Here is a 25,185-nt window from a genome sequence, read left to right on the forward strand (position 1 = left end):
GGGAATAACAGGGCGCAAGCCCCAAGGTGAGCGGGACCAATCGTAGGCCCTGCCGGACAAAGTAAAACATAGCGAATAGGAGATTCCAATGCGTCACGCCAATGGTTACCGCAAGCTAAACCGCACCCACGAACACCGCAAAGCGATGTTCGCCAACATGGCAGGTTCGTTGATCGAGCACGAGCAGATCAAAACCACTCTGCCGAAAGCCAAAGAACTGCGCCCGATCATCGAAAAGCTGATCACCTTGGCCAAGCGCGGCGATCTGCACGCCCGTCGTCAGGCGCACTCGCAGCTGAAGCAAGACATCCACACCGCGCGCCTGTTCGAAATCCTTGGCCCGCGCTACCAGGATCGTCAGGGCGGTTACGTCCGCGTGCTGAAGGCCGGTTTCCGATATGGCGACATGGCTCCTATGGCAATCATCGAATTCGTGGATCGTGATCCGAACGCCAAAGGTGCCGCAGACCACGCCCGCACCGCTGCCGAGGATGCGTTTGAAGCGTAAGCTGAACCCATAGAATGTGTGAAGAAACCCGCCTTCTCTGGCGGGTTTTTTTTGTTATCGAAAGATTGCGTGGGCTGCGTTGCCGTTGCGTTAACCACGGCAGTGTAGACTAAATCTCAAACGCCGCTTCCCTTCGCAATCAATCTGCGGATTGATGGTAAATTGGAAACAGCTTGTTGCTGATCCGCTTATAGTCGCCACCCGCCGAACTGCCTACAGTTGTAAATGAATCGAGAGATCGAAGAAATATGTCAGTAAAGCTAGGTATAGATGTCGAGTTGCACCAACTTTCGCTTATGGCCCCGGCGGGCTACTTTGTCGGGTTGCATATCCGTTTCACAGCGCCCTTGTTCACGTTCCAGACCTATGACCAGCGCTGGCTCGACTACTACACCGAAAAAGGCTACGTCCTGCGCGATCCAATGGTAGCCTGGGGCTTCAGTGCCACAGGCACCATCCGTTGGAGCGATAGTGCCCTGCCTGACCCGTTTGGCCTGTTCACCGAGGCCGCAAGATACGGTCTGAACTATGGCGCCACAATTGCCTGTGGCCCGGTCAAATCACGAACCATCGCCTCGTTTGCGCGGGCTGACCGCGAATTCGAGGATCACGAAATTGCAGCCATTGCCACCATTGTGCATCGGCTGCACGACGTGACAGAGCCGCCTGAAGAGCTGACCAAGGCTCAGATCGAGGCTCTGCGCTGTATCGCTGGGGGGGACCGGTTTACTGCCGCTGCGGCGAAACTGGGTATTTCAGAAAGTGCGCTCAAGGCGCGTATCACATCGGCGCGCGTGCGCCTGATGGCGCGCACCACAGCCGAAGCCATTCAGCGTGCAAAGGATTATCGGCTGATCTGACAACCCCCTCCGCGATGTTCTGACTGCCATCTGAACATAACGGAGACCACCATGCTCACCACCACACTTTCCTTTGCCAACCTCCACAACCATGGAGAGTTATTCGCGAACATGCTTCGCGCTCGGCGCGAGTTATTCATCGTTCATAACAAATGGGACCTGCCCGAGGCTTTGGGGATGGAATACGATCAGTACGACACTCCGGCCAGCCGCTGGGTTGTCGTGCATGATGATCAGGGCCGGGTTATGGCGGGCAACCGCCTGACCCCGACCACTGCGAAATGTGGCATCTACAGCTATATGATCCGCGATGCGCAGCGCGGTCTGCTGGATACCATCCCGGCCAGTCTTTTGACCGATCAGGCCCCGGTGGCCGATCACATCTGGGAATCGAGCCGGCTGTTCGTCGCCCATGACGTGCCATCCTCGATCCGCCGCCGGGTGCATGCCCAGCTGATCGCGCAACTCGGCGACACTGTGCGCAGCTTGGGGGCGACGCATTGCCTGACTCTGCTTGCCGCAACTTGGCCGCGTTGGGCCGACCGAGTGGGCGTGAAGATGAAAGCGATGGGCCCGGTGATGGAGATCGACGCCATCGACAACCAAGTGGTCGAGATGGATTTCAGCCTGACCAAACACTGACCAAACACCAAGCCAACCTGCGGCGGCCTGTGGGGAGCAGGGCCGCCCACAGACCTGCCATCGCAGTCTGGCAGCAGGGCAGGGCGCAATTCGCCTTCCCCCGCCCTGCTTTGCCGCGTAAACTAAGACGATGTCAGACCTTTTCGACACCCCCGGAAAACCACAGCCCGCGGCCCCGCGCCCTTTGGCGGATCGGCTGCGTCCGCGCACCCTGTCCGAGGTGATTGGTCAAGGCCATGTCCTCGGCCCCGATGGACCGCTTGGTGCTATGTTGAACGCGCACAGCCTGTCCTCATTGATCCTCTGGGGCCCGCCCGGTGTGGGAAAGACCACCATCGCTCGGCTTCTCGCACACCAATCCGACCTCGCCTTCGTGCAAATCTCAGCGATCTTCACCGGTGTGCCCGATCTGCGCAAAATGTTCGAATCCGCCAAAATTCGCCGCCAAAACGGCCAAGGAACACTGCTGTTTGTTGATGAAATCCATCGCTTTAACAAAGCCCAGCAAGACGGCTTCCTGCCCTATATGGAAGACGGCACCATCCTTCTGGTCGGGGCCACCACCGAAAACCCCAGCTTCGAGCTCAACGCCGCTCTGTTGTCCCGCGCCCAAGTGATCATCCTTGAACGCCTCAATCTGATTGATCTGGAACTGCTCGCCCAACGCGCCGAGAAAGACCTGAACCGCGCCCTCCCCCTGAACGGCGATGCGCGTGAGGCGCTGATCGAGATGGCCGACGGCGATGGCCGCGCGCTTCTGAACCTGATCGAACAGGTCACCGCGTGGAAACTTGACAAACCGCTGACCCGCGACACCCTCGCCACCCGCCTGATGCGGCGTGCGTCGAAATACGACAAATCCGGCGAAGAGCATTATAACCTGATCTCGGCCTTGCACAAATCGGTGCGCGGCTCTGATCCCGACGCTGCGCTTTATTGGTTCGCAAGGATGCTGGAAGGCGGCGAAGACCCGCGGTTCCTCGCCCGCCGCATCACCCGCATGGCTGTTGAGGACATCGGCCTCGCCGACCCGCAAGCCCAGCAAATCTGCCTCGAATCGTGGAACACTTTTGAGCGCCTCGGGTCGCCCGAAGGCGAACTGGCCCTTGCGCAAGCCCTTGTCTACCTCGCTCTCGCGCCCAAATCCAATGCGGTTTACCTAGCTTACAAAGCCGCCCGCGCGAGCGCCCGTGAAACCGGCAGCCAACCGCCGCCGCTGCACATCCGCAACGCACCCACCAAACTGATGAAAGACATCGGCTACGGTGCGGGCTATGCCTATGACCACGACGCCGAAGACAGCTTCTCGGGTCAAAACTACTTCCCTGACGATATGAAGCGCCCAATCTACTACACCCCGCCCGAACGCGGCTTCGAGCGTGAACTCAAAAAACGCATCGACTATTTCGTCAAACTTCGCGCCAAGCGAAACACCGACTAGCCCGCCGCTCCTCAGCCCTCTCAGGCTTCCACGCTTGTCACCTGCGCGACGTCAGCGAACAGCGCGCGTAAGCAAGCGATGAGCGGCAGTTGACAAATCCCCCGCCTGCGCCCAATGAAACCTGATGTTCTACACACTTTCCCAAGTCGCCCTCGGCGGCGCCATTGGCTCGGTTTTGCGCCACCTGTGCATCTCCAGCCTCGGCGCACCCTGGGCCACCGCCCTCGTCAATATCGCGGGCAGCTTTGTCATGGGCATCTGCTTTGTTACCTTGGCGCGCACCAACCTGTCCCCCCTTCTGATGGCTGGCGTTCTAGGCGGCTTCACCACCTTCTCCGCCTTCAGCCTCGACAGCCTCAAACTCTGGCAATCCGGCCAAATCCCGCAGGCCGCAGTCTACACGCTGGCCTCCGTCACCCTCTCTCTCATAGCCGTCGCCCTTGGCGCAGCCCTAGCCCGTGGAGCCCTCGTATGAGCGACGTTCAACTGATCACTGTCACCGAAAATGAAGGCGAACAGCGCCTTGACCGCTGGTTCAAAAAGCGCTTTCCGCAAGTCACCCAAGGCCATGTCGAAAAGATGTGCCGCACGGGCCAAGTCCGCGTCGATTCTGCGCGGGCCAAGGCATCCGATCACATATCCCCCGGCCAAACTGTCCGCATTCCGCCGCTGCCCGATGCCGCAGCCCCGGTCCAACGCCGCGCTGGCAGCTATTCGGCGGCCGATGAAAAGATGATCCAGAACGCCGTGCTGTGGAAGGATGAGCATATCATCATCCTCAACAAGCCCCCCGGCCTGCCCAGCCAAGGCGGTTCCGGCCAAGGCGATCGCCATGTCGATGGCCTGACTGAAGCTTTGAAATTCGGCTATAAAGAGCGCCCCAAGTTGGTACACCGCTTGGATAAAGACACTTCGGGCTTGTTGATGCTCGCCCGCACCGACCGCGTGGCGCGCGCGCTGTCAGAAGCCCTGCGCCACCGCCTGACCCGAAAAATCTACTGGGCCGCCGTCGCAGGTGTGCCGCACCCCCGTCAGGGCTCGATCAAATACGGCTTGCAAAAATCCGGCGGCGGTCGTCACGGCGACGAAAAGATGATCTGTATCCATCCCGCCAAAATGGCCGAACACCCCGACGCCAAGCGCGCCCAGACCGATTATTTCACGCTGTGGTTCCTCGGTTCCCGCCTGTCGTGGATGGCGTTGGAACCGGTGACTGGTCGTACCCACCAACTTCGCGCCCATATGGCCGAGATGGGGCATCCAATTTTGGGCGACAGCAAATACGGCGTCTCTGGCACCGAGAACATGGGCGACGGCTGGGGCGCCAGCATTGGCGGCGACATCAGCCGCAAGCTGCACCTGCACGCTCGCATGCTGACCATCGAACACCCGATCCTGAAGAAAATGATGACCTTCACCGCGCCTCTGCCCGAACATATGGCCCGCACGTGGAAGACGCTCGACTGGGGCGAAAATCAAGTACCCGCCGATCCGTTCTCGGGCTTTGAATAAGCGGAGCGGGCAGGTGAGCGCGTGGACCGCGAAACGCTTTTGGAAACAAGCCGTGGCTAGCCCTTGCGACGGCGGTTTCACCGTAACCCTTGACGGGCGCGCGGTGAAAACGCCGGCCAAGCGCCTGCTGGTTTTGCCGACCATGGCGATGGCCGAAGTCATCGCCACCGAGTGGGATGCCCAACAAGGCCGGGTGAAGCCTGAAACCATGCCCGCCACCCGCGCCGCCAATTCCGCCATCGACAATGTGGCCATCCAATTCGCCGCCGTGGCGCAGGACCTCGCCCGCTACGGCGAAACCGATCTGCTTTGCTACCGCGCCACCGGCCCGCAAGAACTGATCGACCTTCAAGCCGATGCCTGGGATCCGCTGTTGGACTGGTCCACCGCCGCCCTGCGCGCGCCCTTGATCGCCACCGCAGGCGTGATGCACATCCGACAGCCGGAAACCTCCATTGCCAAGCTGACGGCGCAGGTCCACGCTTTCACGCCGTTCCAACTTGCTGCCGTGCATGACTTGATCGCGATTTCCGGCTCGTTGATCCTCGCCCTTGCTGTCACCCGAGGCCGCTTGTCGCTGGACGAAGCCTGGCGTTTAAGCCGAATCGACGAGACCTGGCAGAACGAGCTTTGGGGCGTCGATGAAGACGCAGCCGCGCTAGAATCGCTTAAACGGCAGGCATTGGTCGAGGCGGCACGATTCTTCGCTTTGTGCGGGTAACAATCTTCTCCCATCTTGCCGCTTCTTTGCACATTCTGTCGGTCTGACTGCCCCAAAGCGTTATGATCGCGGCAAAATCCGTTATATTGGCAGTTTTGCTTGACCGATTGCGCAGCTATGCCAAGTATGGACGACACTGGCGGCTCCGTTCGTCATAGGGAGCGTACCCGCATATCATGCGGGACATATAACCTTCGCCCGAAAAACGGGCGGAAACAGCAAGAGGTAAGAATGAAAAAATCCGTATTCTTCGGCGCACTCGCGGCCACCACAGTCTTGGCAGGGTCGGCATTTGCCGGCACACTGGATGACGTGAAAGCCCGTGGCGAGCTGATCTGCGGCGCAAACGTCGGTCTGACCGGCTTTGGCGCACCGGATGCAACCGGCGCTTACGTCGGCTTCGACGTTGATCTGTGCAAAGCCATCGCTGCCGCCGTTCTCGGCGACGCGTCGAAAGTCAAATACGTCCCCACCACCGGCGAGACTCGCTTCACCGCACTGGCTTCTGGCGAAGTTGACGTGCTGATCCGCAACTCGACCTGGACCTTCTCGCGCGATACCGACCTCAAGTTCGATTTTGTCGCGGTGAACTACTATGACGGCCAAGGCTTCATGGTGAAAAAAGAGCTGGGCGTGTCCTCGGCCAAAGAACTCGACGGCGCGACTGTCTGTATCCAGACTGGCACGACCACCGAACTGAACTTGGCCGACTTCTTCAAGTCGAACAACATCAGCTACACCCCGGTCACCGTCGGCGACGACTCGGAAGCTTTGCGTCAGTACGATGCCGGTGCTTGCGACGCCTACACCACCGACGCATCTGGTCTGGCTGCATCGCGCGCTTCGCTCGCAAACCCGGCTGATCACATCATCCTGCCGGAAATCATCTCGAAAGAGCCGCTCGGCCCGGTCGTGCGTCACGGCGACAACAACTGGGGCGATATCGTCCGTTGGACCTATTACGCTTTGCTCGAAGCTGAAGAAAAAGGCATCACCAAAGCCAATATCGACACCGTTGGCACCTCGACCACCGACCCAGAAGTCAAGCGTCTGCTTGGCCTTGAAGGCGACATGGGTGCTATGATGGGGCTTGATAAAGAATGGGCCAAGCGCGCCATCGCTGCATCCGGCAACTATGGCGAGATCTTTGAAACCAACATCGGCACCTCGACCCCAATCGGTCTGGCACGCGGCCTGAACGCATTGTGGACCCAAGGTGGGCTGCAATACGCGCCGCCGTTCCGGTAGTATCTGACCATCAGGGCGCGGGTGAAACCGCGCCCTACTCTTAACCAAGATCACTTCATCTTGATCCGGCACATCACCTGACCGCAGGGAACCACCCCAAACGACTGGCAAAAGTCCGGCAGCGGTAGGGCAGGGGGAATACATATGACGCTCGTGACCGAGCCACCGAAAGCAAACTTTCGGTTGGGCATGTTGATTTACGACACCCGCTACCGCAGCTACACCATCCAGGTGATCGTTCTGATCCTGTTCCTGATGGGTGTCGCGTGGCTGGCCAACAACACCATCGAGAATCTCGCCGCCAAGGACAAAGACATCAACTTTGGCTTCCTGTGGAACCGTGCGGGCTACGATATTGATCAGCACTTAATCCCGTACACCAATGATGACACCCACTTCCGCGCCCTTCTGGTGGGCTTGGGCAATACGCTCGTCGTCGCCTTGGTCGGCTGTTTCTTCTCGACGATCCTCGGCGTGATCATCGGCGTGCTGCGGCTGTCGAAAAACTGGCTCGTCGCCCGCCTGATGACGATTTACATCGAGATCTTCCGCAACATCCCCCTGCTGCTTTGGATCATCCTTGTCTATGTGGTGTTCTCAGAAACCCGGCCCGCGCCGCGAGACTTCAAAATCGTCGAAGGCCAAACCTCTGCCGCGCATATGAATTTCTTCGACACCATCGCTGTCACCAACCGCGGAACCAACGTGCCCGCACCGTTGCTGACCAATCCGCTGCCGACCGTGCATCTGGGCTTCCTGCCGATCAGCCTGTCGCTGATCGCCGTCATCGTGGTGATAGCAGCCTCGATCTACGCCAATATCCTGTTGCGCCGCCGCACCAAAGTCGTCCAGGAAGCCACCGGTATCCGCCCCACGATCTGGTGGAAATCCCTGCTGATCCTGTGCGTGCCGGTTGTGGCCCTACTGTTCGCCATGGGCCTGCATTGGGAATATCCGGTGTTCAAGGGCTTCAACTTTAACGGCGGCATCAACATCGCCCATTCATTTACCGCTCTGACCATCGCCCTCACCCTTTACTACGCCTCGGTGATCGCAGAAACCGTCCGCGCCGGCATTCAAGCCATCAGTCGCGGCCAGTCCGAGGCCTCTGCCGCCCTCGGCATCCGCCCCGGTCGCATCATGAGCCTCGTGATCCTGCCGCAAGCCCTGCGGGTGATCATCCCGCCGCTGATCTCGCAATATCTGTCGCTGACCAAGGACACCTCGCTGGGCATCGCCGTCAGCTACCTTGATCTGCGCGGCACTCTGGGCGGCATCACCCTGAACCAAACCGGGCGCGAGTTGGAATGTATGACCTTGATGATGTTGATCTATTTGATCATCAGCCTGATCATCTCTGCGGTGATGAACGCCTATAACGCCTCTGTCAAACTGAAGGAGCGTTAGGATGTCCCTGCTCTACGTCCGCCGCGACATGCTTGCCCCGCAAGCCCCGCCCGCCTCGCAAACCGGCGCAATCCGCTGGATACGCGAGAACCTGTTCTCCGGCCCGTTCAACACCATCCTGACGCTGCTGGCGATCTGGACCCTCTACCAACTCATCGCCCTGTCATGGCCGTGGCTGGCCAATGGCGTGTGGAGCGATGCCAACTCAATGGCCGATTGCCGCGCCGTTGTCGCCGCAAATGCTGGCCCCGACGCTTCGGGTGCTTGCTGGGCGATGATCCGCGAGCGGTGGCATCAGTTCATCTTCGGCTTTTACCCGCCAGAGCTGTGGTGGCGTCCGATCTTGACCTTCGCGTTGCTGTTCGTCGCATTGGCCCCGGTGCTTTATTCTGACAACAAAGGCGCTGTGGCAAAAATGTGCGGCGTGGTTGGCGTGCTGATGGTGCTGTGCCTGATCGGCGCAGACGGATTTTCGGCCCACACCGTTTTCGCGGCTGCTGTCATGGCCGCGCTGACCGCCATCGCCGCAACCAAGCCACGCCTACTGCTGATCGTTACCCTGCTGTTCCCGTTCGTGGCCCTTTGGCTACTTTGGGGCGGCGCGGTCTGGGGGCCAATCGTGGCGCTGATCGGCTTCATGGTTCTGGCTGTGGTCTACGGGTTTGTCGCACCAAAACTTGGCCCGGTGATGGGGGCCAGTATCGGCTTTATCGCCGCCTGCTTGTGGTGGTTGTTGCTGCAATCCTATGTCTCTGAGGCGTGGCAAGCCCTGCTGCCGTTTGAACTTATCGAAGTCGACTCCGACAAATTCGGCGGTTTCCTGTTGGCCTTCGTGATCGGTGTGGCCTCGATATCGATCTCGCTGCCGCTGGGCATCCTGCTGGCGCTTGGTCGGCGGTCTGACATGTTGTTGATCAAAACCCTCTCGGTTGGTTTCATCGAGTTCGTGCGGGGCGTGCCGCTGATCACCATGCTGTTCACCGCGTCTTTGCTGCTGCAATACTTCCTGCCACCGCAGACCAATTTCGATTTGATCCTGCGCGTCGTGATCCTCGTCACCATCTTCTCGGCCGCCTATAATGCCGAAGTGGTGCGTGGCGGCCTCGCAGCCCTACCGCGTGGTCAGTATGAAGCCGCCGACGCTTTGGGGCTGGATTACTGGCAGGCGCAGCGGCTGATCATCATGCCGCAAGCGTTGAAAATCTCGATCCCCGGCATTGTGTCCACCTTCATCGGTCTGTTCAAAGACACCACGCTGGTGTCCTTTGTCGGCCTTGCCGATCCGCTGCGCGGCATCACCACCATCGTGCGCGCCGACATCGCGTGGAAAGGCATCTACTGGGAGCCTTACATTTTCGTCGGCGGCATCTTCTTCATCGTCTGCTTCGGCATGTCCCGATACTCGATGTATCTGGAGAACAAGCTGAAGACCGATCACAGTTAATAAGGGACTTACATCATGGCAGAACCCGCAATCGACCGCAGCAAAATGCAAGTCTCGGATGAAATCGCCATCCAGATCACCAATATGAACAAGTGGTACGGCACCTTCCACGTGCTGCGCGACATCAACATGACGGTGAACAAGGGCGAACGTATCGTCATCTGCGGCCCTTCTGGCTCGGGCAAATCCACCCTGATCCGCTGCATCAATCGGCTGGAAGAACACCAGCAGGGCCAGATCATCGTCGACGGCACCGAGCTGACCTCAGACCTCAAGAACATCGACAAGGTGCGCTCGGAAGTTGGCATGGTGTTCCAGCACTTCAACCTGTTCCCGCATCTGACGATCCTTGAAAACCTGACGCTGGCCCCGATCTGGGTCCGTAAGGTGCCCAAGCGCGAGGCTGAAGAAACCGCGATGTATTTCCTGCACAAGGTGAAAATCCCCGAGCAGGCGCACAAATACCCCGGCCAGCTCTCCGGCGGCCAACAACAGCGCGTCGCCATCGCGCGGTCTTTGTGCATGAAACCCCGCATCATGCTGTTTGACGAGCCAACCTCGGCCCTGGACCCCGAGATGATCAAAGAGGTGCTCGACACCATGATTTCGCTGGCCGAAGAAGGCATGACCATGCTCTGCGTCACCCACGAAATGGGCTTTGCGCAAGCTGTCGCCAACCGGGTGATCTTCATGGACCAAGGTCAGATCGTCGAGCAAAATGAGCCGCGCGAGTTCTTCAACAACCCGCAATCGGAACGGACCAAGCTGTTCCTCAGCCAAATCCTCGGGCATTGAAGGGTGGGGTGAAACCCCACCACGCCACCCCCAAAAACAAAAAAAGGCGCCCCTCGCTGGGCGCCTTTTTCATTAACAATTCCTTACTACTAAAATCTAACATATTGATCTAATGGCATTCCTCAGGCAGCCCCAGCGCGGGACCGCCCCTAAACCGCCATCTCACGCGGGATGACAAAATCCACCGTCACACCCTGCCCAAATCCAACCTCATCCCAAGCATCGATCGCGAAATCGACCACCAAAGTCGCACCCGTAGGATAGCGCCCAAACTCCGCATTCAGCGGCGCTGTCGCTACCAATTTTTCGGCAAACTCGGCGATGCCCGGATTGTGCCCGATCATCATCACCACATCCGCCTGCGCATGCCGCAAAACCGCCAGCATCACATCGACTCCGGCATGATACAAAGCGGGCTTCAACTCCATCAACGGCGTTGCAGGCAATGCAGGCGCAATCCCCGACCAAGTTTGCCGAGTCCTGACCGCATCAGAACACAACACCTTCTGCGGCACATACCCGCGCGAGGCTAGCCACTGCCCCAGATCCGCCGCCGCAGCACGGCCTCGGTCATTCAAAGGTCGGTCATGGTCAGGGCTAAGCGGATCGTCCCAAGCAGACTTGGCGTGGCGGGTCAAAATAAGGCGTTTCATGTGTGGAATGTTCCCATGTGATAGGCCGAGTGTTCCGCCAGTCTTGCATAGCCTTGCGACACCGGGCAAGCCCGTCTCACAGCGCAACCAAAATTCAGACAATCCCCGCCACTTGGCCCGCTCAAATAGCCGCGACAGGCAGGCACATCATAGCCCGATTCCCCTAACGCCCCCACCGGACAGGCCGCCAAACAAGGCCGCGCGCAACCCTCGCAAGGCGACACCGCAACCGGAACCTCCACCCGTTGCTTCATCGCCAGCGCCCCGCGAAACGACACCATCAACCCCTGTTCCGCCTGCACCAACAACCGCACCGGGCTGTCCCAAACCCGCCCGGTTCGCAAAGCCCATTGATAAAACGGATGATAAGGTGCTCCGCCAAACGGAAACAGCGCCTTCGCGCCCAAGTCACACGCCATCCCGCCAATCACCCGCCGCGACCAGCGATCAATCGGATCGGTCTTACCTGCAACAATATATTCCAACCATTCCGCCTGGCCCTTCACATGCGCCCAATACCCCGGCTCTAAAGGCCCAAGCAGCAAAACCGAGCGTGTGCCCGCAGGCAACCCAACCTCATCCTCACAACAAAACCCGCCCAACACTGCCAGATGATGCCGCGCCGCCAAGCCCTCAATCGCGCCTAACGAAACGGCAGCCACAGGCTCCACCCCAATCGCGCCGGTTTCTCGTCTTGCCATTGCAGCCCCACCACCATGTCCTGATGCCCCGCCGCAGGTTGCGCGCAATAGGTGCGAAAAATCCGGTCCCAGACCGACAAGGCAAAGCCAAAATTACTGTCATGCTCGGCGCGCACAACCGAATGATGCACCCGGTGCATGTCTGGCGTCACCAAAACCAACCGCAACACCCGATCCAGCCAAAGCGGCAATCGCAAATTGGCATGGTTGAACAAAGCCGTCCCATTGAGCAAAATCTCAAACAAAACCACCGCCACTGCCTGCGGCCCCAAAGCGTAAATCAGCCCAATCTTCAGGCCCATCGAGGCCAAAATCTCCACCGGATGAAACCGCAAAGCCGTTGTCACATCCATATCGCGGTCGGCGTGGTGCATCCGGTGAAACCGCCAGAACAGCGGCACCTTATGCGTCAACCAATGCTGCGCCCAGATCGCAAAATCCAAAACCAGCAGCGCGATCAACACCTCAACCCACAGCGGCCACGCCACCCGATTCAGCACGCCCCAGCCCATTGACCACGCATCCACCGCCGCGCCAACCGCCAGAAATGGCAACACAATCGCCAGCGCCCGCAAAGCCAGCGTGTTCAACACCGTTATCGACAGATTGGTAAACCAGCGCCGCCCGCGCCCCAGCACCCGCGTGCGTTTTGGCGCCAAACCCTCCAGCCCCGCAAACACCACAAACAGGCTCAAAAACACCGACAAGCGCAGCAAAACTTCATATTTCATCGCAGCCTCCACGCATCAGCTTAAGTCGACAAATCATGAAGACAAGCAATTTCATCTTGGTTGAAATGCTCCCGCCGGAGGCTCCTTTGGCTGGCAACAGATGCCCCCGGCGGGAGTATTTAAGCCAGTATGAAATGCCTTAGCGCTTTACATGCGGCTTGACGCGCGGCGTGCTGGATCGAATTTGCGAGCCCGCGCCGTGATCGGTGAACAGTTCCAACAGACAGGCATTCGGAATCCGCCCATCCAGAATCGTCACCGCCCGTGTCCCCGCCTCAATCGCCATCAGCGCCGTCTCGGTCTTCGGAATCATCCCGCCCGAGATCACCCCATCCGCCGTCATCTGCCGAATTTCTTCCGGAGTGATCTGCGTCATCACCTCTCCAGCCGCGTTTTTCACCCCCGGCACGTCGGTCAACAACAGCAAACGATCCGCCTGCAACGCCCCCGCAATCGCGCCCGCTGCGGTGTCGCCATTGACGTTGAACGTCTCATTATCGGCCATGCCGGTCGCCACTGGCGCGACCACCGGAATGATCCCGGCGTTGTACAAATCGCGCAAAACCTGCACATTCATCTCCACCGGGCGGCCGACAAATCCCAATTCCGGGTCATCAGCGACGCAGACCATCAGGTCATCATCCTTGCCGGAAATCCCCACCGCGCGGCCACCGGCATCCATGATCGCCTGCACGATGCGCTTGTTGACCAGGCCCGACAGCACCATTTCGACAACCTGCACCGTTGCCTTGTCGGTCACCCGTTTGCCGCTCACGAATTCCGATTTGATGCCCAGTTTGGCCAGCATTTCGTTGATCATCGGCCCGCCGCCATGCACCACCACCGGATTCACCCCGACCTGCCGCATCAGCACCACATCGCGGGCAAATTCCGCCATCGCGGCATCGTCGCCCATCGCATTGCCACCGAATTTCACCACCACCACTGCGCCTTCAAAGCGTTGCAGATAGGGCAGGGCCTCGGACAGCATCTTTGCGGTGTTGATCGCATCACTCATGGTCAGGGTCTGCTTTTGCATGGGGAAGACTCCAGGATTTTTTGCCTGATAGCCCCTTTGCCCCCCCCTGCCAAGCAAAGCTTTTGTGTCGGGGCAGAGCTTAATTTTCGGCAAATCACCGCAAGCTAAGTGCTTGAAATCCCTAAGACGCTGCAAGGTGCCACGCGTGGACACCCTTGCATTCGTCCCCCAATGCCGTAGCTTGACCCCAAAGCAGGAGTTCACGATGTCCGAGCAGAAAACCCTCGTCCTGACCGGAGCAAGCCGGGGAATCGGCCACGCCACCGTCAAACGGTTCGGGGGCGAAGGCTGGCGCGTGCTGACCTGCTCGCGCCACCCCTTTGATCCGCGCTGCCCGTGGCCCGGGGGCGAGGAAAACCACATCCAGATCGATCTGGCTGACCCCAACAAAACCATCGCTGCGATGGAGACAATCAAGGCCAAGTTGAACGGAAAACTCCACGCTTTGGTCAACAACGCCGGAATCTCTCCGAAGGGCGAGGGCGGCAAGCGGCTGAACACGCTAGAGACCGACTTGCGGACCTGGGGGCAGGTGTTCCACGTCAACTTCTTCGCGTCAGTCATCCTCGCCCGCGGCCTGCAAACCGAACTTGTCGCCGCAAGGGGCTCGGTCGTCAACGTCACCTCGATCGCTGGAAGCCGGGTGCATCCCTTCGCCGGGGCCGCGTATTCGACCTCAAAAGCTGCGTTAGCGGCGCTGACCCGTGAGATGGCGCATGATTTCGGCCCGCTCGGCGTGCGGGTGAACGCGATAGCGCCTGGAGAGGTGGAAACCGCGATCCTGTCGCCGGGCACCGATAAGATCGTCAATCAACTGCCAATGCGCCGCTTGGGCCAGCCGAAAGAGGTTGCCGACGCGATCTGGTTTCTGTGTTCCGAACAGTCGAGCTATATCTCTGGCACCGAGATTCAAATCAACGGCGGCCAGCACGTCTGAAACCGGAGTTCGCGCGAATTCCGGCACGATTTCTTCGCAGAAACCGCTTGTTAGACCAAGGTTGCGATAATCGCCCGCAAAGTCTCAATGCCATCGCCCTTTTCCGAACTGGTCACCACCAACTCAGGATAGGCCGCCGGGTGCTTAGCCAATGCGCCTTTGACCTGCTCGATATTGGCGTCGCGCTCGGCAGCCGAGACTTTGTCCATCTTCGTCATCACGACCTGAAACGTTACAGCCGAGCGGTCGAGCAGATCCATGATCTCCTCATCCACAGCCTTCACGCCATGCCTTGTGTCGATCAAAACAAACGCCCTGCGCAGGGTTTGCCGTCCTGCCAGATAGGCCTTCAGCAGCGCCTGCCACTTCGCAACAATGGGCTTCGGCGCTTCAGCATAGCCATAGCCGGGCAAATCGACGAGGAAACGGTTCATCTCGCCCAAGGCGAAATAGTTAATCTCTTGCGTCCGTCCCGGCGTGTTTGAGGCGCGGGCGAGGTTTTTACGCCCCGTCAGAGCATTGATCAGGCTGGATTTTCCGACATTCGAGCGGCCTGCAAAGCAAACCTCCAACCGATCCGGTTCGGGCAGACCCGACATTGCGACCACGCCTTTGACGAAATCAACCGGGCCTGCGAACAGCAAGCGGCCGGCCTCACGCGAGGAAAATTCCGGCTCGGGGGCCAAGGTGAACTCTAGGCTCGTCATGCCAATCTCCATTCATCGCCGACCGCAATCGGCCCGCTTTCCACAACCACGGCATAGACGCCGAAATCCTGATGGCCGAAATGCTGGTTCAACGCCACCAGCGTCGGTGCGTTCGGGCGGCCAGTTTCAGGATCAACGGTGGTGGCGCTGCACCGCTCTATGCGTTCTTCAATCTTCAAAACCGCGCCGCCGATGGCTAAGTGTTTGCCGATCCAGTTCAATTCGGCCCAAGGTTCCGCCCCATCCAGCCAAAGATTGCCACGCCAGCGATCTTTCGACATTGCAATCCCCATCCGCGCTGACAGATCGGCCAGCGATGCGGTGGATAGGATCGACAACGCGGGCAGGGCGGTATCCGTCATGCCGCGCCCTGCTGTGACAATCGCCACGGGCTGCGCGCGGCCGGCTGGGTTCAGCGGCGTCACCCAGTCTAGAAACCGAGGCAGATCGGCGGGTTCATCCGGGCGAAAGCTGATCTCCCCGCGCTCTGGATGGTTTAGGGTGACAGTGGCGGTCGTCTCATCTAAGCAAGAGGTGATCGCCATCAGCGCTGGAGCCTTGGCCCCACGCGCGAAATTCACGCAGCGATTCCAGCCGGGTACGAGTTGCGCCGCTTCATGCGCCACCGCCCAATGCCGATCCCACGCCAGACACTCTCCTGCCAAAAGACGAACGGACGCGAGGGCTTCGCGTCCGTGTCCCTTAATTGGGTGGCGGCAAATTTGCGCCAGCCGCTTGGTCATTTTTTGCCGACCTCGACGGGTTTTTTCTTGCTGAAGCCTGATTTGATATTGCCGAACAGATCCGGTTTATGGCCGTGGCTGCGCATGATCAGATATTGCTGTGCGAAAGTGATCGTGTTGTTGGTGATCCAGTAAATCACCAGACCACTGGCGAAGCCGCCCAGCATAAACATGAACACGAACGGCATCCAAGCGAACAGTTGTTGCTGCACCGGATCGGCGGGAGCCGGGTTCAGTTTTTGCTGAAGCCACATGGTGATGCCCAACAGAATCGGCAACACACCGATGAAGATCGTGGCGAGCAGGGTGTGCGGCTCGGGGGAGGACCAAGGCAGTAGGCCGAACAGGTTGTAGATCGACGAGGTGTCCGGCGCGGAAAGGTCGCGAATCCAGCCGAAGAACGGCGATTGCCGCAACTCAATCGTGACGAAAATCACTTTATAAAGCGAGAAAAAGATCGGGATCTGGATCAGGATTGGCAAACAGCCCGCTGCCGGATTGACTTTGCGCTCTTTGTATAGCGCCATCATTTCCTTTTGCAGCTTTTGCTTATCGTCGCCGGCGCGCTCTTTCAGCGCCTCCATCTCGGGCTGCAATTCCTTCATCCGTGCCATTGAGACATAGGATTTATAGGCCAGCGGCAGCACCAGAAGTTTCAAAAAGAAGGTCAGGCCGATGATCGCAAGACCCATGTTGCCGATCAGCCCATGCAGCCAGTGCAGTACGGCGAAAATCGGTTTGGTCAGAAAGTAGAACCAGCCCCAGTCGATCGAGTCAATGAATCCGGGGATACCCGCTTTGTCCTGATAGCCGCGAATGGCTTCCCATTCTTTGGCACCGGCGAACATCCGGGTGGTGGTTTCCATCGTCGCACCGGGGGCGACGGTCATCAGCGGCTGCCGCACTTCGGCCTGATAGATGTCCGATCCGGGCAGATACTTTGCAACAGCCGTGTAGGGCTTGCCTTGCTCGGGGACGAGAGTGGTCATCCAGTAGTGATCGGTGAAGCCGATCCAACCATCCTGCGTGGCCTCGGTCACTTGCGCCGGGTAGCCCTCGCGTTCATTCGGCGTCATCGACGCAAACTTGGAGTAGTTAAGTTCTTCAAGGCCACCGTCTGTGCGCCGCACCAAGCCTTCATGCACGACATAGATGCCTTGCAACGCAGGCAGGCCTTGACGGATGATCTGACCGTAAGAGTAGAGGTTTGCCGCAGAAGTTCCGGTATTTTGCACCGAATCTGTCACGGTGAACATGAAATCCTCGTCCACCGCGATAGTGCGCAGGAACTTCAGGCCCTTGGTGTTTTCCCATTGCAATGCCACAGGCTTGCCTGCGGAAAGGGTCCCGCCCGAAGCGATTTTCCACTCAGTCGTAGCACCCGGCACGTCTTCGGCGGTCAAACCCACACCCGGAGCCCAGCCAAACACCGCGTAATAGGGCGTGGTCTGGCCGACAGGGGAGAGCAATTTGACGGTCGGCGAGTTCGGCTCGATCGTCTCATGGTAGGTTTTCAACGACAGATCGTCGAACCGACCACCCAGCATCGAGATCGAGCCCGAGAGTTTCGGGGTGTCGATGGTGAGGCGCGGCGCTTCCGGCAAAGGCTGGGTTGAGGCGACAGCGCCAGCCGGGGCCGCAGTGGCCGGAGCGTCGGGCGTGACTGCAACCGGGGTCAGCGGTGCTTGGGTTTCGGCGGGAAACCATTGCGGAAAAAGCATCGGGCCTGCGACGAACCAGCCAAGGATCACCAGAAAGCTAAGCACGGTTGCGAGGATGAGATTCTTGTTTTGATCGTCCATCGGGACAAGCACCATTCCTGTTCAGGGTCAGGCGTGGTTCAACGATAGGGGGGCGCAAAGGTCAAGCGGTTTTCCCCTTTTCGCAGGGCTCGCACGGGGATTGCCGCGCAATTCGCGGTGTGCGCATCGATTCACCCCTATCGGCCGCGTGAGCCGATTCGCGGAATCGCCCCGACCTTGGCGCGATGACGGTCGATCCAGTCCATCGTCTCATCCACCGGCATAGGCCGGGAGATGCCGAACCCTTGCACATCTCCGCAACCCAATTGTGACAGCATGGCGTGTTCACCGGGTGTCTCAACCCCTTCAGCCAAGGTTTCCAGCCCCAACCGCTCGGCCATCGACAAGATCGCGGCCACCATCTTTTGCTGTTCGCGGTCCTCATCCAGCCGAGTGACAAAGCTGCGGTCGATTTTGATACGCCGCACCGCAAAGCGGCGGATCGAAGTGATCGAGGCGTTGCCGGTGCCGAAATCGTCCAGATCAATGCCGCAGCCCAAGGCCGCCAGTGCCGCGATGTTTGAGACGATGATGTCATTGTCGGTTTGGGCTACGACGTTTTCCAGCACCTCAACCGACAGCCGCTTGGGGTCTAGATCAAAGCGGTCGAGCTCCCATTTTAACTTTTCGGCCAGACGCGGGTTGCGCAGTTCTGGTGAGGAGAAATTCACCGCCACCGTTGGCACATTCAGCCCGGCGCGATCCCAGCGGGCGAGGGCCGAGAGGGCGTGGTACAAAATCACCTCACCGAGACGCTCGCTTAACCCCGCATCCTCGATCATCGGCAGGAATTCAGCAGGCGGAATCAATCCCTTATCGGGGTGATACCAGCGCGCCAAAGCCTCAAACCCGGTGATTGCCCCGGTATGGGTCGAGATTTGCGGCTGAAAATGCGGGCGGATCTGGCCTTCGTCGAGTGCATGTTCCAACTCATCACGCAGCGCGTCACGGTCGGCGCGGGTGGCGGCCATATCTTCGGAAAAGCTGCGAATGGCGCTGGGACCGTGGCGCAAAGCATCGTCGGCGGCAATCTGTGCTGCGTTCAGCAGGCTTGCCCCGCTGGGTTCTGGCGCGCGGCTGCCGAGACAAAAGCCGATCGAGCATGTGGCATAAATGCGCGCCGCGTTCAGGCTGATCGGCGCCGACAGCGCTGACTGCAGTCGGGCCGCCACCTGCACCACCGTTTCAATATCCAGCCGCCGCACCGGGGCCAGCGCCACCGCAAAGCCACCGCCTTCCAAACGTGCCACCACATCTCCCGCGCGCAACGCAGCGCAAATCCGTTCTGCCGAGCGCGCCAACACCTCGGTCTGGGCCGCGCGACCGTGTTGTTCGACCATCCGCTCTGCCAGATCGAATTGCAGCACCAGACATGCAGTTGAGCGCCCGCTAAGATGTGATTCGCTTAAAGTCGCGTCCAAAGTGCCGACGATCTGGGCGCGCAGCGACAGACCTTCCAGCACCAGCGATGGATCGGGCGGGGTTTTTTGGTGCCGCACTGCGCCCGAGATTGCAAACAGCAGCGGCGCGCCAAGGGCGGTCAGGATCAAATCCCGCTCACCGCCCAGCCAGAATGCGGCGAGGGTCAGAGCGGGCAGGAACACGAACGCCTCTGGCCTGCGCATCAGCGCGCCGATGTGGGAGAACGCGGCGGAGACTGCGGTGAAAAAACGTGAAACCATCGGATCAGCCTTATCTGCTGCGGGGCAACGCGACCCCGATGCGACAAGACTAGGCAAACACTCTGATCGGAAAGTTAATTCTCACGCCAAAGTTGCAGAGGATTTTCATGATTTGTTCCATGGTTTGTTAACCATCCGATGCCAAAGCGGCCAGCGCCATGCTCTAGAGCTTGGCGTCAAAATCAGGGTCAGCACCCGGCACCGGATCATAGCCTTGCCCCCCCCAAGGGTGGCAGCGGCAAATCCGATGCACCATCAAATAGCCCCCTTTCGCAGCCCCATGCCGCTCTAACGCCTCCATTGCGTAGGCCGAGCAGGTGGGTTGAAAGCGGCAGCCGTGGCCAAGCCACGGCGACAGCACCAACCGATAGGCGCGCACGGGCAGGGCCACGATGCGCGCCAGCGGTGTCACGGTCGCGCCTTGTGTACCGAGGCCAAAGCGGTGGCGAGATCGGCCAGCATATCTTTGTAATCGCGCGCTATTGTGGCCTCTGGCTTGGCGACCAGCACATAATCCCAACCGGGCCGCGCCAGTTCCGGCAGCACCTCGCGCGCCAAGGCCCGCATCCGCCGTTTGGCCCGATTGCGCGCCACTGCGTTGCCGATTTTCTTTGAGGCGGTAAAGCCGATCCGCACCAGGGCCTGTTCATCGCCGCGTGCACGGCCCTGCAACAAAAAGCTGCCGGTGCCCTGCCTACGACCCTGCGCGGTTCGCAGATAATCCGGGCGGTTCTTCATGGTCTCAACACAAACACAAACCGCCGGAGGCGTTTCGGGCGCTTCGGCGGTGGTGCCAACGTCCGATCCCTTCGGCGGTGTCATAGTCTACTCCTGCATCCGACCCCGCAGGGTCAGTCAGAAATTAAGCCGACAACTTCTTGCGGCCCTTGGCGCGGCGGGCTGCCAGCACAAGACGGCCACCCTTGGTTGCCATACGAGCGCGGAAGCCGTGGCGGCGGGCGCGAACCAGGTTCGACGGTTGAAAAGTGCGCTTCATCGCGGTCTCCATCAGACGGGCACGGCGAACCCTAAAGATTCGACGGCGTAAACTTGAAGCCCGGTCTTTAGGGGCGGATCAGCGGTAAGTCAACGCGGGTCCTGCGCGATTTCTGCAACATTTGCCGATCATCGCGCGTCGGACAGGGCAAACTGTTACAAATCCGCGCCTTTAGATCGCCGATTTGCCGAACCTGATCAAGCTGGCGTGAGACGGCTGGCATGGCCGGGCCAATCCGACCATCATGGCGTAAAGGAAGACAATGACACGATGCGCCCGCCTGATCCCGATTGTGCTGATTCTCTGCGCCGCGATTGCCGGGGCGATGTTTCTGCGTGAGCGGTTGTCGTTTGAGACGTTGGCCGAGAACCGCGAGGCGCTGCTGGCCTACCGCGACGCGCATTTCCTGTGGGCAAGCCTTGGTTTTATCGCGGTCTATATTGTGATTGTCGGCCTCAGCCTGCCCGGTGCGACGATCGCCTCGCTGACGGGCGGCTTCTTGTTCGGCATGTTCCCCGGCACATTCTATAACGTACTGGCGGCGAGCATCGGTGCGGTGTGCATCTTTCTGGCGGCCCGGGCGGGTTTTGGCGCGAGCTTGGCCGAGCGTCTGCAAAGCGGGTCAGCCTCGCGTCTGCAAACCGCGTTGCGCGAAAACCAATGGTCGGCTTTGTTGATCATGCGGCTGGTGCCTGCGCTGCCCTTCGTGCTGGCCAATTTGCTGCCCGCGATGGTGGGGGTGCGGCTTTTGCCGTTTGCAGTGACGACATTTTTCGGCATTATTCCGGCGGCCTTGGTGTTCACCTCGGTCGGAGCAGGGCTGAGTGAGGTGTTTGAGCGCGGCGAGCGGCCCGATTTGGGGGTGATTTTCTCTGCCCCCGTGCTGCTGCCCTTGCTGGGGCTTGCGGCTTTGTCGGCTTTGCCTATCCTGTTGAAAAAACGCAAGAAAGGCGGTTGAATGCAGCGGATTTCGACGGATATCTGCATTATTGGTGCAGGTTCGGGCGGGCTTTCTGTCGCGGCAGGGGCGGCGCAGATGGGCGCGCGCGTGGTGCTGATCGAGGGCGCCGCGATGGGCGGCGATTGTCTGAACTATGGCTGCGTGCCGTCAAAGGCGCTGCTGGCGGCGGGCCGCGCGGCGCAGGTGATCCGTATGGGCGCACCGGGCGTGCAGGGCGCCGCGCCGCAGATCGACTTCGCCGCCGTCAAAGCACAGGTTGCCGTCGTGATCGCGCAGATTGCTCCGTTGGACAGTCAGGAACGCTTTGAGGGTTTTGGCGTGCAAGTGATCCGCGCTTATGCCCGCTTTACCTCTCCGCGCGAGGTGGAGGCGGGCGGTAAGGTCATCCGCGCCCGGCGGTTTGTGATCGCCACCGGTTCGCATCCGACGATCCCACAGCTGCCGGGGCTAGAGGCGATCCCCTACCTGACCAATGAGACGATTTTTGCGCAGACCGAGCGGCCGGATCATCTGTTGATCCTCGGCGGCGGCCCGATTGCGATCGAAATGGCGCAGGCGCATCGGCGCTTGGGTTGCGCTGTGACGGTGATCGCGCGCAGCCGTGTGCTCAGCCGTGCCGACCCCGAGGCGGTTGCGGTCGTCCTCACCACCCTGCGCGCCGAGGGCGTCGAGGTGCTGGAGGGCCGCGACATCGCCCGTCTGCTGCCCACGCCGCAGGGGCTGGAAGCGGTTCTGAATGATGGCACCACGCTGACCGGATCGCATCTGCTGATTGCCACCGGGCGCACGCCTGCCATCGCAAAGCTGAATTTGCCTGCCGCAGGCGTGGCTTACAGCGATAAGGGGGTGACGGTGGGCGCCAATCTGCGCAGCAGCAACCGCCGGATTTATGCGGTGGGCGATGTCGCAGGCGGCCTGCAATTCACCCATGTTGCCGGGGCTCATGCGGGGGTGGTGATCAAGCAAATGCTGTTCTGTCTGCCCGCAAAGCAGGCTTCTGTGGTACCAATGGTCACCTACACAGACCCCGAACTGGCGCAGATCGGGCTGACCGAGGCAGAAGCGCGCGCCAAATATCCGGGCGTTCAGGTGATCCGGCAAGAATTTTCGCACAACGACCGCGCAGTAACCGATGGCAAAACCGCAGGCTTTCTCAAGCTGATGCTGCTGAAAGACCGTCCGGTGGGCGTTACCCTTGTTGGTGCTGGGGCGGGCGAGTTGATCGGGCTTTGGGCACTGGCCATGACCTCGGGCCTGAAGGTCGGCGCGCTGGCTGGGATGATTGCGCCTTATCCGACGCGTGGCGAGATTTCCAAGCGTGCAGCTGGGGCCTATTTCTCACCGAAACTCTTTGATAACATGGTCGTGAAGCGGGTGGTGCGGCTGGTGCAGCGCCTCCTGCCTTAAGGCGTCTGCGGCATGACACGCCGGGGGTTTTGCACCGCTGGACCCCGCAGAGTATTTCTACACAGAGGATGACCAAAAGCGTGGCAGCAAGGCGGGGCGGATTCATAAACACCCTGTCGGGGCGGTTTCTGCTACTGACCGTGGCTTTTGTCATGCTGGCCGAAGTGTTGATCTTTGTGCCTTCCATCGCCCGATTCCGCGCCGATTTCCTGACCCTGCGGTTGGAGAAAGCTCAGATCGCCTCGCTAGCGCAGTTGGCCGCCGAAGATATGGTGACGCCCGCTCTGGAAAAAGAACTGCTGGCCAATGCCGAGGTCTATAACGTCGTGCTGCGCCGCAATGAGGTGCGCCAACTGGTGCTGTCCTCGCCGCTGCCAACGCCGATTTCGGACACTTTCGATCTGCGTGAGGCCGGGCCTTGGACGCTTATTCGTGATGCCTTTGCCTGCCTTTTCGATCCCGATGACCAGATCATCCGGGTGATCGGGTATCCGGTGCAATCGGCGGGGCTTCTGATTGAAATCACAATGGATTCCGCGCCAATGCGCGACGCTATGCTGGATTACGGTGGGCGGATTTTGCTGCTGTCGGCGCTGATCTCGGGCGTCACCGCATTCTTTCTGTTCCTCGCGGTGCAGCGTTTGATCGTGTTGCCGATCCGCCGGGTGGTCAACCATATGACCGCCTATGCCGAAGCACCCGAGGATGCCCGCCGGGTGATCGAGCCCACCGCCTCGGTGGTGGAGCTGCGCGATGCCGAGGAAGCCATGCATGCGATGCAAACCCAGCTGACGGGTTCGTTGCGGCAAAAGGAACGCCTTGCACAGCTGGGTGGGGCAGTCGCCAAAATCAGCCACGATCTGCGCAACATTCTGACCACGGCGCAGCTGTTTGCCGACCGGATCGAGGGCAGCACCGATCCGATGGTGGCGCGCGCGGCGCCCAAACTGGTCGGCTCCATCGCCCGCGCCGTGGCGTTGTGCGAATCGACTTTGGCGTTTGGCAAGGCCGAGGAACCTGCGCCGCAGTTGCGCGAGGTGGCCTTGGCGACCTTGGCCGAGGATGTCGCCGAGGGTGAGGGCTTGGCCGGCGAAGGCCCGGTGACCTGCCTGATCGAAGTGCCCGAGGCGCTGGTGATCCATGCCGATTATGACCAGTTGTTCCGCGTGCTGTCCAACCTTGTGCGCAACGCGCGGCAAGCGATCGAGGCGACGGGGGCCGAGGGCAGCATCGAAATCTCCGCCGGGGAAAGTGCTTCGGAATGGTGGATCAGGGTGGGTGACACCGGACCCGGCCTGCCAGAAAAGGCCCGTGAGCATCTGTTTGAGGCGTTTCAGGGTGGCGCGCGCAAAGGCGGCATCGGCTTGGGTCTGGCGATTGCCGCCGAGCTGATCCGCGGTCATGGCGGGCGGCTGGAACTGGCACGCAGTGATGCCGATGGCACCGAGTTTCTGGTGCATTTGCCGAAAACCATCGGCTCTGCGGTCTGATCCCGCTCTGCTCAGAGGAATACAGGGGATTGTGCATCAAGTTGCATTTCGCTGCGTATTCGCCCTTGCAATGCCCGGCAGGGGAGGCTAAATCCAGCCGCAAGAGTGGATCCATAGCTCAGCTGGATAGAGCATCAGACTACGAATCTGAGGGTCGGGCGTTCGAATCGCTCTGGGTCCACCACTTAACATCCTGTTATCCTTTCATTATCTTAGTGACGCCGCCTGCGGGCACAGGTGTGGTTTGCAAAAGCTGTTTCCGGTGCGTTCTCAAATAGCCGAATTGCAGCCACCGAAAGCGCCTCCGTCATTGCCATATCTTGGTCAAAATGCGGGTTGCCGATTGCAGGGTATGGCCCGTGATCGAGCAAATCTGTGGAATAGTTGCACCGGCATCAGACAAGAGCGTTACCGCAGTGCCGCGCTGATCATTGAACCGCAGGCACTCTTTCTTCTCCTCTTTGGTCATGTTTTCCGATCCAGCGGGGTAGAAGCCAGCGGATGCCATGCGGCGATGCCATTCCTTCGCCAACTGTTTATTATCCTTGTCTGTGTGCCACGGTCGGCCATCTGCACGGGTCAGGATAAACGGCCCTACGCGCGGCGTCGCATCGAGCATGGGTCTTGCCGGTTCCGGGACCGCCGATGAGGACCACGTTCTGCGCTCCGTCCATGAACTCGCAGCGGTGCAGGGTCCGGACGGTGGCCTCATTGATCTCGCTGGCGGCGAAGTCAAAACCCGAAAGATCCTTGTAGG

The 25,185-nt window shown here is 59.9% G+C and carries 27 protein-coding genes, 1 tRNA gene and 1 pseudogene; 16 read left to right on the forward strand and 13 right to left on the reverse strand.

The genetic code is table 11. From position 1 onward, the window contains the following. The first annotated feature begins 88 nt into the window (after positions 1-88). The 11 genes from rplQ (at position 89) to Q7V03_RS23335 (ending at position 10,578) form a co-directional block, all read left to right on the forward strand. Complete coding sequence (gene rplQ / locus Q7V03_RS23285) at positions 89-508, forward strand: 50S ribosomal protein L17 (RefSeq protein ID WP_054006343.1); 420 nt, start codon at positions 89-91, stop codon at positions 506-508. A 248-nt stretch (positions 509-756) separates the two neighbouring features. Then, positions 757-1,368 carry an autoinducer binding domain-containing protein gene (locus tag Q7V03_RS23290; RefSeq protein ID WP_304927954.1) on the forward strand — a complete coding sequence of 204 codons (612 nt, stop codon included), beginning with the start codon at positions 757-759 and terminating at the stop codon, positions 1,366-1,368. A 51-nt stretch (positions 1,369-1,419) separates the two neighbouring features. Further along, positions 1,420-2,010 (forward strand): acyl-homoserine-lactone synthase, encoded by a 591-nt coding sequence (locus Q7V03_RS23295; protein WP_304927955.1) that lies wholly within the window; start codon positions 1,420-1,422, stop codon positions 2,008-2,010. Between the two features lie 130 nt (positions 2,011-2,140). Further along, the gene (locus Q7V03_RS23300) at positions 2,141-3,451 is read left to right on the forward strand and encodes a replication-associated recombination protein A (RefSeq protein WP_304927956.1); all 1,311 of its coding nucleotides are present in this window, start codon (positions 2,141-2,143) and stop codon (positions 3,449-3,451) included. A gap of 124 nt (positions 3,452-3,575) precedes the next feature. Beyond that, positions 3,576-3,926, forward strand: coding sequence for a CrcB family protein (locus tag Q7V03_RS23305; RefSeq protein ID WP_304927957.1), 351 nt, complete (start codon positions 3,576-3,578; stop codon positions 3,924-3,926). Beyond that, a complete protein-coding gene (locus Q7V03_RS23310) occupies positions 3,923-4,963 on the forward strand; it encodes an RluA family pseudouridine synthase (RefSeq protein WP_304927958.1) in 1,041 nt (346 codons plus the stop codon). The genes Q7V03_RS23305 and Q7V03_RS23310 overlap by 4 nt, the downstream gene beginning before the upstream one ends. 13 nt (positions 4,964-4,976) lie before the next feature. After that, entirely contained in the window at positions 4,977-5,684 is a 708-nt protein-coding gene (locus tag Q7V03_RS23315) for an ATP12 family chaperone protein (RefSeq protein WP_304927959.1), read from the forward strand. Between the two features lie 231 nt (positions 5,685-5,915). Continuing rightward, positions 5,916-6,932 (forward strand): amino acid ABC transporter substrate-binding protein, encoded by a 1,017-nt coding sequence (locus Q7V03_RS23320; RefSeq protein ID WP_304927960.1) that lies wholly within the window; start codon positions 5,916-5,918, stop codon positions 6,930-6,932. Positions 6,933-7,076: 144 nt separating this feature from the next. Beyond that, positions 7,077-8,339: an amino acid ABC transporter permease gene (locus Q7V03_RS23325; protein WP_304927961.1), complete on the forward strand. Its 1,263-nt coding sequence runs from the start codon at positions 7,077-7,079 to the stop codon at positions 8,337-8,339. A gap of 1 nt (position 8,340) precedes the next feature. Beyond that, the gene (locus tag Q7V03_RS23330) at positions 8,341-9,783 is read left to right on the forward strand and encodes an amino acid ABC transporter permease (protein ID WP_304927962.1); all 1,443 of its coding nucleotides are present in this window, start codon (positions 8,341-8,343) and stop codon (positions 9,781-9,783) included. 15 nt (positions 9,784-9,798) lie between these two features. Continuing rightward, positions 9,799-10,578, forward strand: coding sequence for an amino acid ABC transporter ATP-binding protein (locus tag Q7V03_RS23335; protein WP_304927963.1), 780 nt, complete (start codon positions 9,799-9,801; stop codon positions 10,576-10,578). Positions 10,579-10,727: 149 nt separating this feature from the next. Here Q7V03_RS23335 and Q7V03_RS23340 read toward each other — a convergent pair whose 3' ends face one another. From Q7V03_RS23340 to argB, 4 genes are all read right to left on the reverse strand, one after another. After that, complete coding sequence (locus Q7V03_RS23340) at positions 10,728-11,231, reverse strand: histidine phosphatase family protein (RefSeq protein ID WP_304927964.1); 504 nt, start codon at positions 11,229-11,231, stop codon at positions 10,728-10,730. Next, positions 11,228-11,932 (reverse strand): ferredoxin, encoded by a 705-nt coding sequence (locus Q7V03_RS23345; RefSeq protein WP_304927965.1) that lies wholly within the window; start codon positions 11,930-11,932, stop codon positions 11,228-11,230. The genes Q7V03_RS23340 and Q7V03_RS23345 overlap by 4 nt, the downstream gene beginning before the upstream one ends. Further along, positions 11,875-12,663 (reverse strand): sterol desaturase family protein, encoded by a 789-nt coding sequence (locus tag Q7V03_RS23350; RefSeq protein WP_304927966.1) that lies wholly within the window; start codon positions 12,661-12,663, stop codon positions 11,875-11,877. Before Q7V03_RS23350 ends, Q7V03_RS23345 begins: the two co-directional genes overlap by 58 nt. Before the next feature lie 139 nt (positions 12,664-12,802). Further along, complete coding sequence (argB, locus tag Q7V03_RS23355) at positions 12,803-13,681, reverse strand: acetylglutamate kinase (protein ID WP_304927977.1); 879 nt, start codon at positions 13,679-13,681, stop codon at positions 12,803-12,805. A 226-nt stretch (positions 13,682-13,907) separates the two neighbouring features. Here argB and Q7V03_RS23360 point away from each other — a divergent pair, with 226 nt between their 5' ends. Continuing rightward, positions 13,908-14,639 carry an SDR family NAD(P)-dependent oxidoreductase gene (locus tag Q7V03_RS23360; protein WP_304927967.1) on the forward strand — a complete coding sequence of 244 codons (732 nt, stop codon included), beginning with the start codon at positions 13,908-13,910 and terminating at the stop codon, positions 14,637-14,639. Between the two features lie 50 nt (positions 14,640-14,689). Here Q7V03_RS23360 and yihA read toward each other — a convergent pair whose 3' ends face one another. The 7 genes from yihA to rpmH form a co-directional block, all read right to left on the reverse strand. Continuing rightward, entirely contained in the window at positions 14,690-15,346 is a 657-nt protein-coding gene (gene yihA, locus Q7V03_RS23365; protein WP_304927968.1) for a ribosome biogenesis GTP-binding protein YihA/YsxC, read from the reverse strand. After that, positions 15,343-16,089 (reverse strand): MOSC domain-containing protein, encoded by a 747-nt coding sequence (locus Q7V03_RS23370; protein ID WP_304927969.1) that lies wholly within the window; start codon positions 16,087-16,089, stop codon positions 15,343-15,345. Before Q7V03_RS23370 ends, yihA begins: the two co-directional genes overlap by 4 nt. Next, a complete protein-coding gene (gene yidC, locus Q7V03_RS23375) occupies positions 16,086-17,891 on the reverse strand; it encodes a membrane protein insertase YidC (protein WP_304927970.1) in 1,806 nt (601 codons plus the stop codon). Before yidC ends, Q7V03_RS23370 begins: the two co-directional genes overlap by 4 nt. A gap of 137 nt (positions 17,892-18,028) precedes the next feature. Continuing rightward, the gene (locus Q7V03_RS23380; RefSeq protein ID WP_304927971.1) at positions 18,029-19,573 is read right to left on the reverse strand and encodes a bifunctional diguanylate cyclase/phosphodiesterase; all 1,545 of its coding nucleotides are present in this window, start codon (positions 19,571-19,573) and stop codon (positions 18,029-18,031) included. A gap of 163 nt (positions 19,574-19,736) precedes the next feature. After that, positions 19,737-19,985 carry a membrane protein insertion efficiency factor YidD gene (gene yidD / locus Q7V03_RS23385; RefSeq protein WP_304927972.1) on the reverse strand — a complete coding sequence of 83 codons (249 nt, stop codon included), beginning with the start codon at positions 19,983-19,985 and terminating at the stop codon, positions 19,737-19,739. After that, entirely contained in the window at positions 19,982-20,395 is a 414-nt protein-coding gene (gene rnpA, locus Q7V03_RS23390; protein ID WP_304927973.1) for a ribonuclease P protein component, read from the reverse strand. The genes yidD and rnpA overlap by 4 nt, the downstream gene beginning before the upstream one ends. A 40-nt stretch (positions 20,396-20,435) precedes the next feature. Further along, positions 20,436-20,570 carry a 50S ribosomal protein L34 gene (gene rpmH, locus Q7V03_RS23395; RefSeq protein ID WP_008032609.1) on the reverse strand — a complete coding sequence of 45 codons (135 nt, stop codon included), beginning with the start codon at positions 20,568-20,570 and terminating at the stop codon, positions 20,436-20,438. Between the two features lie 262 nt (positions 20,571-20,832). Here rpmH and Q7V03_RS23400 point away from each other — a divergent pair, with 262 nt between their 5' ends. The 4 genes from Q7V03_RS23400 to Q7V03_RS23415 all read left to right on the forward strand — a co-directional run bounded on the left by Q7V03_RS23400 (position 20,833) and on the right by Q7V03_RS23415 (position 24,612). Continuing rightward, entirely contained in the window at positions 20,833-21,528 is a 696-nt protein-coding gene (locus Q7V03_RS23400) for a TVP38/TMEM64 family protein (protein ID WP_304927974.1), read from the forward strand. Next, on the forward strand, positions 21,529-22,938 hold the full coding sequence (locus Q7V03_RS23405) for an NAD(P)/FAD-dependent oxidoreductase (RefSeq protein ID WP_304927975.1): 1,410 nt from the start codon (positions 21,529-21,531) through the stop codon (positions 22,936-22,938). It abuts the gene before it with no gap. 68 nt (positions 22,939-23,006) lie between these two features. After that, positions 23,007-24,428 (forward strand): HAMP domain-containing sensor histidine kinase, encoded by a 1,422-nt coding sequence (locus Q7V03_RS23410; RefSeq protein ID WP_304927976.1) that lies wholly within the window; start codon positions 23,007-23,009, stop codon positions 24,426-24,428. Positions 24,429-24,535: 107 nt separating this feature from the next. Next, positions 24,536-24,612, forward strand: a tRNA-Arg gene (locus Q7V03_RS23415). Between the two features lie 123 nt (positions 24,613-24,735). Here the strand turns inward: Q7V03_RS23415 and Q7V03_RS23420 are convergent. Continuing rightward, complete coding sequence (locus Q7V03_RS23420) at positions 24,736-25,047, reverse strand: hypothetical protein (RefSeq protein ID WP_304927978.1); 312 nt, start codon at positions 25,045-25,047, stop codon at positions 24,736-24,738. Then, positions 25,046-25,185: pseudogene (locus Q7V03_RS23425) on the reverse strand (ATP-binding protein); the annotation flags it as partial. The gene Q7V03_RS23420 and the pseudogene Q7V03_RS23425, both read right to left, overlap by 2 nt.

This window comes from Cypionkella sp., from assembly GCF_030652235.1.
Taxonomy (GTDB): Bacteria; Pseudomonadota; Alphaproteobacteria; order Rhodobacterales; family Rhodobacteraceae; genus Cypionkella.